Genomic DNA, 14,959 nt, shown 5'->3' on the forward strand with positions numbered 1-14,959 from the left:
GCGGGTGTGCGCGACCTCGCAGGTCGATTGGTACGGTGAGGGCCATGGGACGGCCGCGACGGTTCGACGAATCGGACTTGCTCGATGCCGCGACCGAGCTGTTCTGGTCGAAGGGTTTCGACAGCACATCGGTAGAAGATGTCTCGCTCGCGACCGGCGTCGGGAACGGCAGCATCTACGCTGCCTACGGCAGCAAGCGCGGCCTTTTTCTCGCGGCGTTCGAACGCTACTGCGAGCGGCGTGCTCGCCTCGTCCGCGAGGCCATCGGGTCGACCGCCGGATCGGCGCGTTCCGCGGTCCGTGCGTTGTTCCAGGCGATCATCGACGACTGCGCCGCCCATCCGGACCGGCGTGGCTGCCTGATGATCAACAGTATCGCCCACCTCGGCACCCGCATTCCCGAAGTGGCCGCCATCGGCACCCGCACCACCACGGCGATGGAACAGGGTGTCGCCGAAGGGCTGCGTCCCGCCATGCACCGCGCGGGCGATGTCGACGAAGCCGTACTGTCAGCTCTGAGCGCCAACATCGTGGTGGTCGCTCAAGGCCTGATCCAGCTGAGCCGCTTGGGGATTCCGCCGACACGGTTGCAAGAGATCGCCGACATCTCGGCCGATGCCCTGCCATCATCCTGGGCCGATCAGCTCGTCCACTGATCGCCCGGCAAGTCGACTGGCGACCGTTCCTGAAACGGATTTCAGGGGACTTCAGGCTGCCTTCAGCCACATCCTGCGACGGTGATGACCGACTTCGAGACCACGACTCCCGCAGGAGGTTTCACCATGGATGCCAATCTGGGCCGCGCGCTCGCGACAATATCGACGCTGGCCGTGGCGATTACCGGCATCGCCGCCGGAACCGCAGGCGCCGCTCCGCAGGCCGCCGACAGCGGAATCGTGAACTACACCGCGACCACTTCCGAAGAGAGCATGGTCGTCGACATCGACTCGGGTTCGATGGCGGTCGAAAACGGGGTTTTCGAAGTCAAAGCAGCCAACGGCACCGTACTCGCGGGCACCCCGCTGGAATTTCGTGTCGACGATTTCATCTTCCCCATCGCCGCCGACATTCAGGGCCGAACCGCCACGCTGACACCACGATTCGACCTCGAGCACGCGGTGTACCAGCCGGTCGCGCTTCCTTTCGAAGACCAGGCGCTGTGGCGAACGCCGTACGAACGTGAAGTCGCCGCCTTCACTCGATTGAAGGACACCATCGCAACCGGGGCCGCGATCGGCACCACCGTCGGCGGTATCGGCGGCGGCATCGTCGGCTGTGTACTCGGCGGCATCGCAGGCGCCACCGTCGCCGCCGCGACCATCGTCGGCATGTTCGGGCCGTTCATTCCCGCCGCCGCCGTCGGCTGCCTGGGCGGCATCATCGCGGTGGGCGCACTCGGCACCCTCGCCGGCCAACTCTTCGTCACGGCCCCGGTCGCCATCGCCGCCCTGGCCCAATACTTCACCACGATCAATCAGCCGTTCACTCCGGCGCCCAGGTAAGACAACGCGTACTGCGCCCGTATTTCCCGCAGGCTCCAGGTGGCTCGAATGGTCACCTGGACGGAAGGCCTTCGGGCATACGGATTACGCGTGTCATCTCGCGCATGCGGTACAGGCCAGGAAAGCAGGTTGGCCACCGACGAGTTCGGAGGCGGTGTCGCGTTCCTTGTTGGCTGCCCAAGATTTCGACGCCGACCTGCGGCACCTGCTCGATCTGGCGCGGGTCTGGCCAGCGGCCAGCGGTGCGGTCGCCCAGCGCGACCGGCACGACGCGAAGGCGGTCTAACGGACGTCCGGATGTGGAGGTAGGTCGGCCACCCGGGCGCGACACCGAGGACGGGAATCTGTGCGCGAGAGGGGACTTGAACCCCTACGTCCGTGGACACCAGAACCTAAATCTGGCGCGTCTGCCAATTTCGCCACTCGCGCTTGATGGTACGACCGTCCAAACTCTACCGGGCATTTCGGCCATAGCGAAGCATTGGGTGGGCGTGGCGTACTCGCCAGTAACCTTACCTGGGATTATAACGATTTGGAAACTGCCAACATGAGGGGCGCTCATGTTTCCTACGTGTTGGTAACCCATGGACCAGGGGGTTCAAACATGAGGCCGGGTCATGTTCCTGATCATTCTGGTACGTAAGTACTCAAATACCGCGAAGTAGCGGCCACGCCGGGGGGCAAACGTGAGGATTTCCTCATGATTTTGTGCCATCCTCGCCGGTATCAGGCCGATCGCCCGCGATCACCCGTGTACCGAGAGGGACCGGCGTGTCGCCGAGGCATGTCGCATGGAAAAGGAAGTCGAAGCGCCTTGACGATCAACGAGAGCACCAAGACCGGGACCGGACGGAGCGCGAAGGTGGTCGCGACCGCCGGGAAGGCCGCGCCGGGCGGGGCGCGGTCGCCGCTGTTGGATCGTCTGCTCGGTGGCGTGCCGTACGCGCTCGCCTTCGGTGGGCAGGGTGCGCAGTGGCTGAACGAACTGGAGGAGATCGGGCGCGACAGCGCGCTGGAGCCGGAGCTGACCGCACTGGTCAACGAGGCGGCCACGCTGCTCGAGCCGGTTGCCGCGCAGTTGCTGGTGGTGCGGCCGGTGGGCTTCGACCCGATCGGCTGGATGCTGGAGAACGAGCTCGCCGACGCCGAGGAGGGCGAAACCTCCGCGGCACCGTCCGAGCAGGTGCTGCGCTCGGCCGCGGTGTCCATGCCGGGTGTGCTGCTGACCCAGGTGGCGGCGGTGCGGGCACTGCGGCTGCAGGGCCTGGACGCAGCCGAGCACGCGCCGGCCGCGGTCGTCGGGCACTCGCAGGGACTGCTGGCGGCGGCCGCGGTCGAGGCGGGCGGCACGCGTGACGCTGAGCTGCTGGCGATCGCCCAGATGATCGGCGCCGCAGCGGGTTTGGTCGCGCGGCGGCGTGGGCTGATGCCGGTGGGCGATCGGTCGCCGATGGTCGCGGTGTCGAACGTCGATCCCGAGCGGCTGCGCGGCGTGGTGGCCCAGGTGTGCGAGGGGCTCGACCCGGCCGCTGCCGTGGTGGTCTCGATCCGCAACGGACGCCGTCGCGCGGTGCTGTCCGGCCCGCCGGCGCAACTGGAGCGAGTGCGCCAGCGGTGTGCGCAGATCCACGACGAGCAGGCGCGCGAGCGAGACGCCAAGGTGCGTGGTGGCTCGGTGTTTGCTCCAGTCTTCGAGGACGTGTCCGTCGACGTCGCGTTCCACCATCCCGCCCTGGCCGACACCGTCGACCTGGTGAGCAGCTGGGCCACCCAGTGCGGACTGGACGCCGAGCTGGCGGGCGGGCTGGCAAGACAGATCCTGGTGGACCCGATCGACTGGGTCGACATCGTCGAGGGTGTCATCTCGGCTGGGGCGCAATGGATTCTGGACCTGGGTCCGGGCGATCTGCTGTCCCGTATCACCTCCGGCACGCTGAAGGGCACCGGCGTCGGCATGGTCGCCGCCGCCACCCGCGCCGGGCAGCGCAGCCTGCTCACCCCGGGTGCGGCGCCGGAACCGGCGGCACCGTGGTCGGCGTTCGCGCCGCGACCGGTGCGGCTGCCCAACGGGCGCATCGTCGTCGAGACCGCGTTCACCAAGCTGACCGGCCGCTCGCCGATCCTGCTCGCGGGCATGACTCCCACCACCGTCGACGCGAAGATCGTCGCCGCCGCGGCTAATGCGGGCCACTGGGCGGAACTGGCCGGCGGTGGTCAGGTGACCGAGCAGATCTTCGCCGACCGGGTGGCCGAGCTGAAGAAGCTGCTGCACCCGGGTCGCGCGGTGCAGTTCAATTCGCTGTTCCTGGATCCGTACCTGTGGAAGCTCCAGCTGGGCGGCAAGCGACTGGTGCAGCACTCCCGTGCGGCGGGCGCTCCGTTCGACGGCGTCATCGTGACCGCGGGCATTCCGGAGCTGGAGGAAGCCGTCGCGCTCATCCAGGAACTCACCGAGGCCGGCATCGCGCACGTGGCGTTCAAGCCGGGCACCGTCGCGCAGATCCGCGCGGTGCTGCGCATCGCCGACGAGGTGCCGGACTACCCGGTGATCATGCACATCGAGGGCGGCAAGGCGGGCGGCCATCACTCCTGGGAGGACTTGGACGACCTGCTGCTGGCCACCTATGCCGAACTGCGCAACCGCGCCAACGTCGTGGTGTGCGTCGGCGGCGGCATCGGGACCCCCGAACGCGCGACCGAGTACCTCACCGGTGAATGGGCGGTGCAGCACGGCTACCCCGTCATGCCGCTGGACGGCGTGCTGGTCGGCACCGCCGCCATGGCGACGCTGGAGGCCACCACCGCGCCGGAAGTCAAGCAACTGCTGGTGGACACCCCCGGTACGCCGGATTGGGTCGGCGCGGGCACCGCGTCCGGTGGAATGGCCTCGGGCCGTAGCCAATTGGGCGCCGACATCCACGAGATCGACAACGCCGCCTCGCGCACCGGCCGCCTGCTCGACGAGGTCGCCGGTGACGCCGGCGCGGTCGCCGCGCGCAGGGACGAGATCATCGCGGCGCTGAACGCGACAGCCAAGCCGTACTTCGGCGACGTGGCGGCCATGACCTACCAGGAGTGGCTGGAGCGCTACGTCGAGCTCGCGGTCGGCCTGGACCACCGCAAGGATTTCGACTGCGGCAGCGACCTCGGCGACGCCATCGCCGAGGCCACCCGCTCGGTCTGGCTGGACATCACCTGGCGCGACCGGTTCGCGGAGATGATGCGCCGCACCGAATCCCGCCTGCACCCGGCCGACCGCGGCGAGATCCCCACGCTGTTCGGAAGCGATGAGGATTTCGAAGACCCGGTCGCCGCGCTGTGCACGCTGAAAGACCGGTACCCCGCCGCGGCTCGGACCCTGCTGCACCCGGCCGACGTCCCGTTCTTCGTGTCCTTGTGCAAGACCCCCGGCAAACCGGTCAACTTTGTCCCCATCGTCGACGCCGACGTGCGCCGCTGGTGGCGTTCGGATTCGCTGTGGCAGGCGCATGACCCGCGCTACTCGGCCGATCAGGTGTGTGTCATCCCGGGCACCGTCTCGGTCGCGGGCATCACCCGGGTCGACGAGCCGGTCGGCGAGCTGCTCGACCGCTTCGAGCAGGACACCGCGTACTCGCTGGTGCGTGCGGGTGTGGCGCCCACCCCGGTGGACGCGCGCCGCACCGCGGGCATCACCACCGGTCCGATCGACGCCGTCCTTGCCGCACCGGACGTCCAGTGGGCCGGGCGCACCACGATCAGCCCGGTGCACCGGCTCGGCGATCTGTCCGAATGGGTCGTCGACGGCAACGGCGCGGTGCATCCGCCCAGCGGCGCGACGCTCGTCGAGACCACCGGACCCGAGCCGGAGCACTCGTACCTGGAACTGACCGTTCCGTTGCTGGCGGACAACACGGTGCGCATCCGGATCACCGTGCCGACCACCGTCTACAACGGCGGCGCCCCGGTCGTCACCGAGGCCGACGCGGACGAGGCCATGTCCGCGCTGCTGGCCGTCGCGGCCGGGCAGGCGCTGCCGGAGGTCAAGGGCAAGGTCGCGCACGTGAACCTGGCCTGGACGCCGGATCTCATCGCCGATCACGCCGGAGTGACCGGCTCCGGCCTGCCCGCCACCTTGAGCACGCTCGGCCGCACCGTGCCCGACGTGCTGGTCGGCGCCTGCTGGCCCGCCGTGTTCGCGGTGCTCGGCGCCGCGCGCACGGCGAAGGGCGAGAGCGTCATCGAGGGCATGCTCGACCTGGTCCACTTGGACCACCAGGTCCACCTGGCCGGGGAGCTGCCTGCGGAGACCAGCGTGCTCGCGGTGCGCGCGGAGGCCGGGGAGACCCTCGACACCGACCTCGGTCGCGTCGTCGAGGTCACCGTGCGGATCACCGCCATGCTGGACAAGCCCGAGACCGGGATGTCCATGCCGGTGCTGGCCACGCTCACCGAACGATTCGCGATCCGCGGACGCAACGGCACAGGCGAACTCGCCGATCCGCCGCGCGCGGCGGGCACGCTGTCCGACGCGGCCACCGACACGCCGCGCAGGCGTCGTCGCGACGTCACCATCGTGGCGCCGCGCACCATGCACGCCTTCGCCGCCGTCTCCGGCGACCACAACCCGATCCACACCAGCGATGCCGCCGCGAAGCTGGCCGGGCTGGGCAGCCCGATCGTGCACGGCATGTGGCTGTCGGCCGCCGCGCAGCACGCGGTGTCGGCGATCGATCCGGCCGCTTCGGTTCCCGCGCGGACGCTGACCGCGTGGACCACCCGTTTCCTCGGTATGGTCCGCCCCGGCGCGGAGATCGATGTGCGCGTGGAGCGCGTCGCGGTCGACGCGGGCAGCGAGATCGTCGAGGTCTCCTGCCGGACCGGCGGCGAGCTGGTGATGACCGCGACCGGTCGCACCGCCGCGCCGAAGACCGTCTACGCCTTCCCGGGCCAGGGCATCCAGCGCAAGGGGATGGGGCTGGACGCCCGCGCCAGGTCGAAGGCCGCCAAGGAGATCTGGGAGCGCGCCGACAAGCACACCCGTGCCGCGCTCGGCTTCTCGATCCTGGCCGTGGTGCGGGACAACCCGACCTACCTGAAAGCGCGCGGTGTCGAGCACCGGCACCCGGACGGCGTGCTGCACCTGACCCAGTTCACCCAGGTCGCCATGGCGACCCTCGGCGTCGCCCAGGTGGCGGAGCTGCGCGAAGCCGGTGCGTTCGTGGAGGGCGCGATCTTCGCGGGCCACTCGGTCGGCGAGTACAACGCGCTCGCGGCCGTCGCGGGCGTGCTGCCGCTGGAGGCGGTGCTCGAGGTCGTGTTCCAGCGCGGCTCGGCGATGCACGAGCTGGTGCCGCGGGACGCGCAGGGCCGCAGCGACTACCGGATGGCCGCGATCCGGCCCTCCCAGATCGGGCTGGCCGACGAGGACGTGGTCGACTTCGTCAACGGCGTCGGCGAGCGCGTCGGCGAGTTCCTCGAGGTGGTCAACCTGAACCTGCGCGGCTCGCAGTACGCCATCGCGGGCACGGTGGCCGGGCTGGACGCGCTGGAGAAGGAGATCGACCGCCGCCGTGCGGAATTCGGTGGCAAGCGGGCGTTCATCCTGGTACCCGGCATCGATGTGCCGTTCCACTCCACCGTGCTGCGCAAGGGCGTTCCGGAGTTCCGGCAGAAGCTCGAGCAGCTGCTGCCAGCGGACCTGCACCCGGAGATCCTGCTCGGCCGCTACATCCCGAACCTGGTGCCGAAGCCGTTCTCGCTGGAGCGTGCGTTCGTCCAGGAGATCGCGGACCTGGTGCCGTCGGAGCCGCTGGCCGCGGTGCTGGCCGACTTCGACAGCTGGGCAGCCCGCCCGGCCGACCTGTGCCGCGTCGTGCTGGTCGAGCTGCTGGCCTGGCAGTTCGCCAGCCCGGTGCGCTGGATCGAGACCCAGGACCTGCTGTTCACCGAGGCCGCGCAGGGCGGCCTCGGCGTGGAGCGGTTCGTGGAGATCGGCCTCGGCGCGACACCGACGGTGGCCAACCTGGCGAGCCAGACGTTGAAGCTGCCCGCGTTCGGCGGCGCCAAGGTGGAGGTGCTCAACATCGAGCGCGAAGCCGCGATCGTGTACGCCACCGATACCGAGCCCGCGTCTGTCGACGAGCCGGTCGAGGAGCCCACGGCCGCCGCGGCCCCGGCACCCGCCGCCGCGGCGGCTCCGGTCGCCGCGCCCGCCCCGAGTTCGACGGGCCCGCGTCCGGACGACATCGCGTTCACCGCCGCCGACGCCACCCGCGTGCTGATCGCACTGTGGACGAAGCTGCGGCTGGACCAGATCGGTCCGGTGGACACCATCGAGGGCCTGTGCGACGGCGTCTCCTCCCGGCGTAACCAGCTGCTCGTCGACCTCGGTTCCGAGCTCTCGCTCGGCGCGATCGACGGCGCGGCCGACGCCGACATGGGCGCGCTCTCCGCGACCGTGGAGCGGCTGGCCCGCACCTACCGTCCCTTCGGATCCGTCCTCACCGATGCGATCGGTGACCATCTGCGCAAGGTGCTCGGCCCGTCCGGCAAGCGTCCGGCCGCCATCGCCGAGCGGGTGAAGAAGGTCTGGGAACTCGGCGAGGGGTGGGCCAGCCACGTGACCGCCGAAGTGTCGCTCGGCACCAGAGAGGGCACCAGCGTGCGTGGCGGCGATCTCGGGGGGCTGGTCTCCGGCTCGCTGAGCGACGCCGCCTCGGTCGACGCGGCCATCGACGCCGCCGTGCAGGCCGTCGCGGCCCGTCGCGGTGTCGCGGTGTCGCTGCCCGCCGCCGGCGGAGGTGGCGGCGGGACCGTCGACGCGGCCGCGCTCGGCGAGTTCACCGAGCAGATCACCGGCCGCGACGGCGTGCTGGCCACGGCCGCCCGCGTGGTGCTCGAGCAGCTCGGACTGTCCGAGCGCGTCTCCGCACCGGATGCGGCGGACGACTCGCTGGTCGACCTGGTCTCGGCCGAGTTGGGTTCGGACTGGCCGCGTTTGGTCGCGCCGGTGTTCGACGCGCGCAAGGCGGTGCTGCTGGACGACCGGTGGGCCACGGCGCGGGAGGATCTGGCCCGGCTCTGGCTCGCCGACGACGCCGGAAGCGCGAACGGTCCGGTCACCGGTTTCCTCGGGGCGGGCGAAGCCGTTGCCAGGCAGGCGGACTGGTGGCGCCGGCGCGCGATGCACGAGGCTCGTTCGGTGCTCGCCGGGCTGTACGAGCGGATCGCCGAAGCGGCGCGCAGCGTCGAAGAGCCCGGGCCTTGGTCCTCGGACATCGCCGTGATCACCGGCGCGAGCAAGGGATCCATCGCCGCGGCGGTGACCGGCAGGCTGCTCAGCGGTGGCGCCACGGTGGTGGTCACCACGTCCACGCTGAACGACGAGCGTCTCGGCTTCTACCGGAAGCTGTACCGGGACAACGCCCGGCACGGTGCGGCCCTGTGGGTCGTGCCCGCGAACATGGCGTCCTACCAGGACATCGACGCGCTGATCGACTGGGTCGGCACCGAGCAGGTGGACAATGCCGGCGGCGCGAAGGTCAAGGTCAAGGACGCGATGACGCCGACCCTGCTGCTGCCGTTCGCAGCGCCGCGGGTGGCCGGTGACCTCGCCGACGCGGGTGCACGCGCCGAATTGGAGATGCGGGTACTGCTCTGGTCGGTCGAGCGGCTGATCGGCGGGCTGTCCAAGCTGGGCGCCGACCACGACGTGGACGCGAAACTGCATGTGGTGCTGCCCGGTTCGCCCAACCGCGGCATGTTCGGCGGTGACGGCGCCTACGGTGAGTCGAAGGCGGCACTGGACGCGGTGGTCGCGAAGTGGCGCGCCGAGAAGTCGTGGTCGGCTCGGGTCACGCTGGTGCACGCGCTGATCGGCTGGGTGCGTGGCACCGGCCTGATGGGCCACAACGACCCGATGGTCGCCGCGGTCGAGAAGGCGGGCGTGCAGACCTGGTCCACCACCGAGATGGCCGACGAGCTGCTCAAGTGGTGCACCTCGCGGGCCAGGCAGGTGACCGCCGCCGGTCCACAGCAGATCGACCTGACCGGCGGATTGGCCAGGGCCAAGCTGGACCTGCCCGCGCTGGCCAAGCAGGCCGCCGAGCTTGCGGAGCCCGAGGCCACCACCGACGCGGAGAAGACCATCGCGGCACTGCCCGCGCCGCCGACCATGTCCTCGGCGCTGCCGGTGCCCGAGTGGGGCGAGGTGAGCGCGGACCCGGCCGACATGGTGGTCATCGTGGGCGCGGGCGAACTCGGCCCCTACGGCTCGGCGCGCACCCGCTTCGAGATGGAGGTCTCCGACGAGCTGTCCGCGGCGGGCGTGCTGGAACTTGCCTGGACCACCGGCATGGTCACCTGGGAGAACGATCCCAAGCCGGGCTGGTACGACACCGCCTCCGGCGACTACGTACCGGAGCACGAGCTGGCCGAGCGCTACCACGACGCGGTGGTCGCCCGCTGCGGTGTGCGCCGCTACGAAGACGACGGCTCGATGACCGACGGCTCGGCTCCGCTGATGACCTCGGTCTTCCTCGACCAGGACCTGTCGTTCACGGTGGGTGGCGAGGCCGAGGCCCGCGCCTTCCACGCCGCCGACCCCGAGCACACGGTGATCACACCGGTCCCCGATTCCGGCGACTGGACGGTGACGCGCAAGGCGGGCACGGAGATTCGCGTGCCGCGCCGGGCCAAGCTGTCGCGCACCGTCGGCGGCCAGATCCCGACCGGCTGGGACCCGACCATCTGGGGCATCTCGGCCGATATGGCCGCCTCGGTGGACCGGGTGGCGCTGTGGAACATCGCGTGCACGGTGGACGCGTTCGTCAGCTCCGGTTTCAGTCCTGCCGAGTTGATGAGCTGGGTGCATCCCTCGCTGGTGGCCAACACGCAGGGCACCGGCATGGGCGGCATGTCCTCGATGCGCTCGCTCTACATCGACAACCTGCTCGGTGAGCCGCGGCCGAACGACATCCTGCAGGAGGCGCTGCCGAACGTCGCGCTGGCGCACGTGGTGCAGTCCTACGTCGGCAGCTACGGCGCGATGGTGCACCCGGTGGCGGCCTGCGCCACCGCCGCGGTGTCGGTCGAGGAGGGTGTGGACAAGATCCGGCTCGGCAAGGCGGAGCTGGTGGTCGCGGGCGGCTACGACGACCTCGGCATCGAGGGCATCGTCGGCTTCGGTGACATGTCGGCCACCGCGGACTCGGCGGCCATGAGCGCCAAGGGCATCAGCGACCGGTACTTCTCCCGCGCCAACGACCGCCGTCGCGGCGGGTTCGTGGAATCGCAGGGCGGCGGCACCGTGCTGCTGGCCCGCGGGGATATCGCCATGGAGCTCGGTTTGCCGGTGCTCGGCGTGGTGGCCTATGCCCAGTCGTTCGCCGACGGTGTGCACACCTCGATTCCGGCGCCGGGCCTCGGTGCCCTGGGCGCGGGCCGAGGGGGCCGGGAGTCGCGGTTCGCCGCGGAGCTGCGCAAACTCGGCGTACGGCCCGACGACATCGCGGTGATCTCCAAGCACGACACCTCGACCGCGGCCAACGACCCGAACGAGTCCGAGCTGCACGAACGCCTGGCCGCCGCGATCGGGCGGTCGGACGGCGCTCCGCTGTTCGTCGTCTCGCAGAAGAGCCTGACCGGCCATGCCAAGGGCGGTGCGGCCGCATTCCAGCTGATCGGTCTGTGCCAGGTGCTGGAAAGCGGTGTGGTACCGCCGAATCGGAGCCTGGACTGCGTCGACGACAAGATGCGTGAGTATCCGCACCTGGTGTGGGTGCGCGAGCCGCTGCGCTTCGGCGACCGGCTGCCGCTCAAGGCGGGTCTGGTCACCTCGCTCGGCTTCGGGCACGTGTCCGGCCTGCTCGCGGTGGTGCACCCGCAGGCGTTCATCCAGGCCATCGAGCCTGGCAAGCGCGCGGAGTACCAGCGCAGGGCGCAGGAGCGGCAGCTGTCCGGCCGGCAGCGGTTCGTCGAGGCCATGTGTGGCGGCGCGCCGCTGTACGAGCGGCCCGCGGATCGCCGCCTCGGCGGGGAGGGCACGTCCGCCAAGCGGATTCGGCAACTGGAGGCGGATGTGCTGCTCTCGCCGGACGCGCGTTTGGCCGAGGACGGGGCATACCGGGCGAACGGGCTCGGATGCGCGTAACCGGAAGCGCGGCGGGGCAACCCGCCGCGCCGGGTGCCCGCACGGCGTCCTCGCCCACGTCGTAGGCTGCGCGCCTATGACGATCCTCGGTATCGGCTTGGACTTGGTGACCATCTCCGAGTTCGCCGAACAGCTCGAACGCGCCGGAACCACCATGCTCCGGGAGAGTTTCACCGCGGGCGAGCGGCGCTACTGCCAGAGCAAAGGAACCGACCCGGCGCGCAGTTACGCGGCGCGGTGGGCAGCCAAGGAGGCGGTGCTCAAAGCTTGGGCGTCGTCGCGGTTCGCCCGCCGCCCGCAGATCGGGGACAACCCGTATCCGCTGATCGAGGTGGTCAACGACGCGTGGGGCAGGCCGAGCATCAAGCTGCACGGCCTGGCCGCCGAATTCCTGCCCCGGGTAAGGGTGCATCTGTCGTTGACGCACGACGGCGACACCGCGGCGGCGATGGTCGTGCTCGAAGACCCGGGCGAGCTGGCCGATCTCATCGAAGGCCGCGACAGCGCCGGCTGAGTCGTGCGGTGGTCCCGGTCCGCGCCGGGACCCCCTTTACTTCGTGCCGCCGGTGCGCGATTCCTTCTCCGCGACGAGCAGGTAGGCGACCATCAGCCGCTTGAGTTCGGCGACCGCCTCCGCGCTGCTCTGTTCGTCTTGGACCGAGAAGTTCAGCATCGAATACACCACGTGCACCAGCACTTCGGCCATCATGGTGCGCCGCGGCCGCGGAGTGCGCGGGGTGAGTGGACGCAGCATTTGCGACACGACCTCGGCGAACTGCTTCTCGTGGATCGCGCCGGTGGCCCGGGTGGACGGCGTGGACTGCATGGCGAGCCACACTTCTCGCCGGGACGGGTCGGTCATCCACAGGTTGGCCAGATGGTCGACGAACTGGTTCATGTGCCGCAGCCAGTCCAGTGACGGGATCTCGCCGTGGAAGTCGGCCAGCTCTTGGGAAACGGCCACCAGGTCTTGCCGATTCAGCTCGCAGACGATGACGTACTTGTTGGCGAAGAACTGATACAGCGTGCCGATCGGCACCTCGGCCCTGGCCGCCACCTCTTCACAGGTGAACGACTCGAACCCGACCTCGACGAGCAGTTCTCTGGATGCCTGGAGTAAGGCGTCGAACTTGCGTTTGCTGCGTTCCTGCGTCGGCCGGCGTCGCGGCATGAGCTCCTGTGGGTCGTCCTGCAGCTCCAACGCAGGGTCCAGACGGTGCTTCGACCTGGCCTCCGCGCGTACTTCCACGCATCCAGGCTAACGGTATGGGCACGTCGGCGACACGCACGTCCGTTGTTCGAGTTCAGTCCGGTTGATTTTCCACACCCATCCGCCCGGTGATGTGGCGCCGAACACACACCGGGCGCGCGTGTCTGGCGACGTGTGCCCCGAGCAGGGGAATCCATGCGGCTCATGGCTTTCGGCAAGCTCGTGAGCTCGGTCAATGCCTAGAGGGAGGCGTGATCAGTGGTGGCTGAATCTGTGGTGACTCTCGGCGTTTCCACCGAACGAGGTGCCGTGCACGCGGTGGCGCTCGCCGACGGTGAGAAGCTCGCGGACCGCGTGTTGCTGCGCCGGGTGGGACGGACCGATGGCGACGGCAACGCGGACGTGGCGGCGGCCGTGGAGGCCGTGTTGAACGCTCTGGCCGCCGGGCTCGGCTCGGATCGGGAGATCGGGGGCGTGGCGGTCGCCTACCGGGACGCCGCGGAGCGGCGTGCCATCGTGACCCGGCTGGCGACCGGTCCATGGCACAGCGCTTCCATGGTTTCGGCGAAGTCGGCCCACCTGAGCATGGCGGGCATGATGACCTGGCTCGATAGCTTCGACAATCTGCTGATCTGCGAGGTCGTCCCCGGCTACCAGGCGTTCACCCTGGTCGATCGCGGGCGCCGCCGGGTGCTCGCCGCGGTGGGGCGGGCGGGCCGGACGACGCCGCAGTCGCTCGGCGGTGCCGTGGCGGCGGCCTGGGATCAGCTGGAGGCGGCGGCGACCAGGCCGGACGCGGTGGCATTGATCGGCTCGGCCGCCGCGGAACCGGCGGTGTCGGCCGCTGTCGAGGACTTCGGTGCGCCGGTGATCCCGTGCACCATGGCCGCTTTCGCCTGCGCGGCGGGTGCCGCGTTGAGCGCGCGAATGGAATCCGACAGCTATACCGAGCCGGTCGAGGAACCGCACCGGGCCCGTGGCGGGGTGGCGTTGTTCGCGGCGGCCGGTGTGCTGGCGAGCGGGATGGTCGTCGGCGGCGGATACGTGCTCAATGGTTTCTCGCGCCCGATGCCGACCGTGGTCGCGGACACTCAGCGCGACGGAACCGGTGCTGGAGACGTGTCGGGACTGGATCGGACGCGCGGCAGCGAGGCGGATGGACCTTCCGCCGGTCCGTACGGCTCGATGACCGGCGCCGCGACCGGACCGCAGCTCTCGGGTGAGAGGGGCGCTGTTCCGGAGAACGACCCGTTGCCGCTGTCGATCGCCGAATCCGTCGGCCACGTGGAGCCGGACGCCGAGGAGCCGCTGATGCCGGGCACCGGCGTCCCGTCCCATCGCAAGGTGGGCGCGCCCAACGAGGCGCTGTTGTTCCCCGGTGAGGCTCCGCCGCCCGCCGCGTTCACCCCGGAAGCGGCGGACTGGTGGGACGAGCATCTCCGCTTGATGGCGCAATGGGCCGCGCAGCAGGTGATGCCCGGCTCTATCTAAACCGACAGATCGCGGCGTAGCTTGGCGACGTGGCCGGTGGCGCGGACGTTGTACTGCGCCGCGGCGATCTTGCCCTGCTCGTCCACCAGGAAGGTGGACCGGATGACGCCGACGACCGTCTTGCCGTACATGGTCTTCTCGCCGTATGCGCCCCATGCGGTGAGCACGGCGCGCTCGGGATCCGACAGCAGCGGGAAGGTCAGCCCTTCGGCGTCGCGAAACTTGGCCAGCTTGGCCGGTTTGTCCGGCGAGATGCCCACGACGTCGATACCGGCGCCGTTCAGTTCGGCCAGGTTGTCGCGGAAATCGCAGGCTTGCTTGGTGCAGCCCGGCGTGCTCGCGGCGGGGTAGAAGTACACGATCACCTTGCGGCCGCGGTAGTCGGCGAGCGAGACGTCGTTGCCGTCGGCGTCGGGCAGCGTGAAGTCGGGGGCGGTGTCGCCGGGGGAGAGTCGTTGGTTGGTGGTCACCTCCAGCACGGTAACCGAACGCTCGGACAGGACATCGTCGCGCGGCCCGATCGTGGGGTGTGGGGGCGGATAGACTCGTCCGCGTGCCCTGGGCGCTCCATGAACGGCCGAGTATGCGGCGTGGTTCGTGCCCCAGGCGCGGCAATCGACAACA

Annotated in this window: 8 protein-coding genes and 1 tRNA gene; 6 read left to right on the plus strand and 3 right to left on the minus strand. The window is 70.0% G+C overall.

What is annotated here, in order from left to right; genetic code table 11:
* Positions 1-44: 44 nt before the first annotated feature.
* The 3 genes from ACWPXK_RS29575 to ACWPXK_RS29585 all read left to right on the plus strand — a co-directional run bounded on the left by ACWPXK_RS29575 (position 45) and on the right by ACWPXK_RS29585 (position 1,788).
* Positions 45-656, plus strand: coding sequence for a TetR/AcrR family transcriptional regulator (locus ACWPXK_RS29575; protein WP_454199449.1), 612 nt, complete (start codon positions 45-47; stop codon positions 654-656).
* 84 nt (positions 657-740) lie between these two features.
* Positions 741-1,502 (plus strand): hypothetical protein, encoded by a 762-nt coding sequence (locus ACWPXK_RS29580; RefSeq protein ID WP_454199450.1) that lies wholly within the window; start codon positions 741-743, stop codon positions 1,500-1,502.
* Positions 1,503-1,656: 154 nt separating this feature from the next.
* Positions 1,657-1,788: a hypothetical protein gene (locus tag ACWPXK_RS29585; RefSeq protein ID WP_454199451.1), complete on the plus strand. Its 132-nt coding sequence runs from the start codon at positions 1,657-1,659 to the stop codon at positions 1,786-1,788.
* A 61-nt stretch (positions 1,789-1,849) separates the two neighbouring features.
* Here ACWPXK_RS29585 and ACWPXK_RS29590 read toward each other — a convergent pair.
* Positions 1,850-1,931, minus strand: a tRNA-Leu gene (locus ACWPXK_RS29590).
* 385 nt (positions 1,932-2,316) lie between these two features.
* On the opposite strand from ACWPXK_RS29590, the gene ACWPXK_RS29595 reads away from it, so the two are divergent.
* Together ACWPXK_RS29595 and acpS are read left to right on the plus strand one after the other, a co-directional pair.
* The gene (locus ACWPXK_RS29595; protein WP_454199452.1) at positions 2,317-11,634 is read left to right on the plus strand and encodes a fatty acid synthase subunit beta domain-containing protein; all 9,318 of its coding nucleotides are present in this window, start codon (positions 2,317-2,319) and stop codon (positions 11,632-11,634) included.
* 76 nt (positions 11,635-11,710) lie between these two features.
* On the plus strand, positions 11,711-12,148 hold the full coding sequence (gene acpS / locus ACWPXK_RS29600; protein ID WP_043721202.1) for a holo-ACP synthase AcpS: 438 nt from the start codon (positions 11,711-11,713) through the stop codon (positions 12,146-12,148).
* A gap of 36 nt (positions 12,149-12,184) precedes the next feature.
* Here the strand turns inward: acpS and ACWPXK_RS29605 are convergent, their stop codons facing one another.
* The gene (locus ACWPXK_RS29605; protein WP_364334487.1) at positions 12,185-12,805 is read right to left on the minus strand and encodes a TetR/AcrR family transcriptional regulator; all 621 of its coding nucleotides are present in this window, start codon (positions 12,803-12,805) and stop codon (positions 12,185-12,187) included.
* 297 nt (positions 12,806-13,102) lie between these two features.
* Between ACWPXK_RS29605 and ACWPXK_RS29610 the strand changes: the two genes are divergently transcribed.
* Positions 13,103-14,335, plus strand: a complete 1,233-nt coding sequence (locus ACWPXK_RS29610) for a hypothetical protein (RefSeq protein ID WP_454199453.1) — start codon at positions 13,103-13,105, stop codon at positions 14,333-14,335.
* On the opposite strand, the gene bcp is transcribed toward ACWPXK_RS29610, so the two are convergent.
* On the minus strand, positions 14,332-14,805 hold the full coding sequence (bcp, locus tag ACWPXK_RS29615; protein WP_454199454.1) for a thioredoxin-dependent thiol peroxidase: 474 nt from the start codon (positions 14,803-14,805) through the stop codon (positions 14,332-14,334). The genes ACWPXK_RS29610 and bcp overlap by 4 nt on opposite strands.
* Between the last annotated feature and the right edge of the window lie 154 nt (positions 14,806-14,959).

It is taken from the genome of Nocardia sp. Marseille-Q1738 (genome assembly GCF_965283145.1).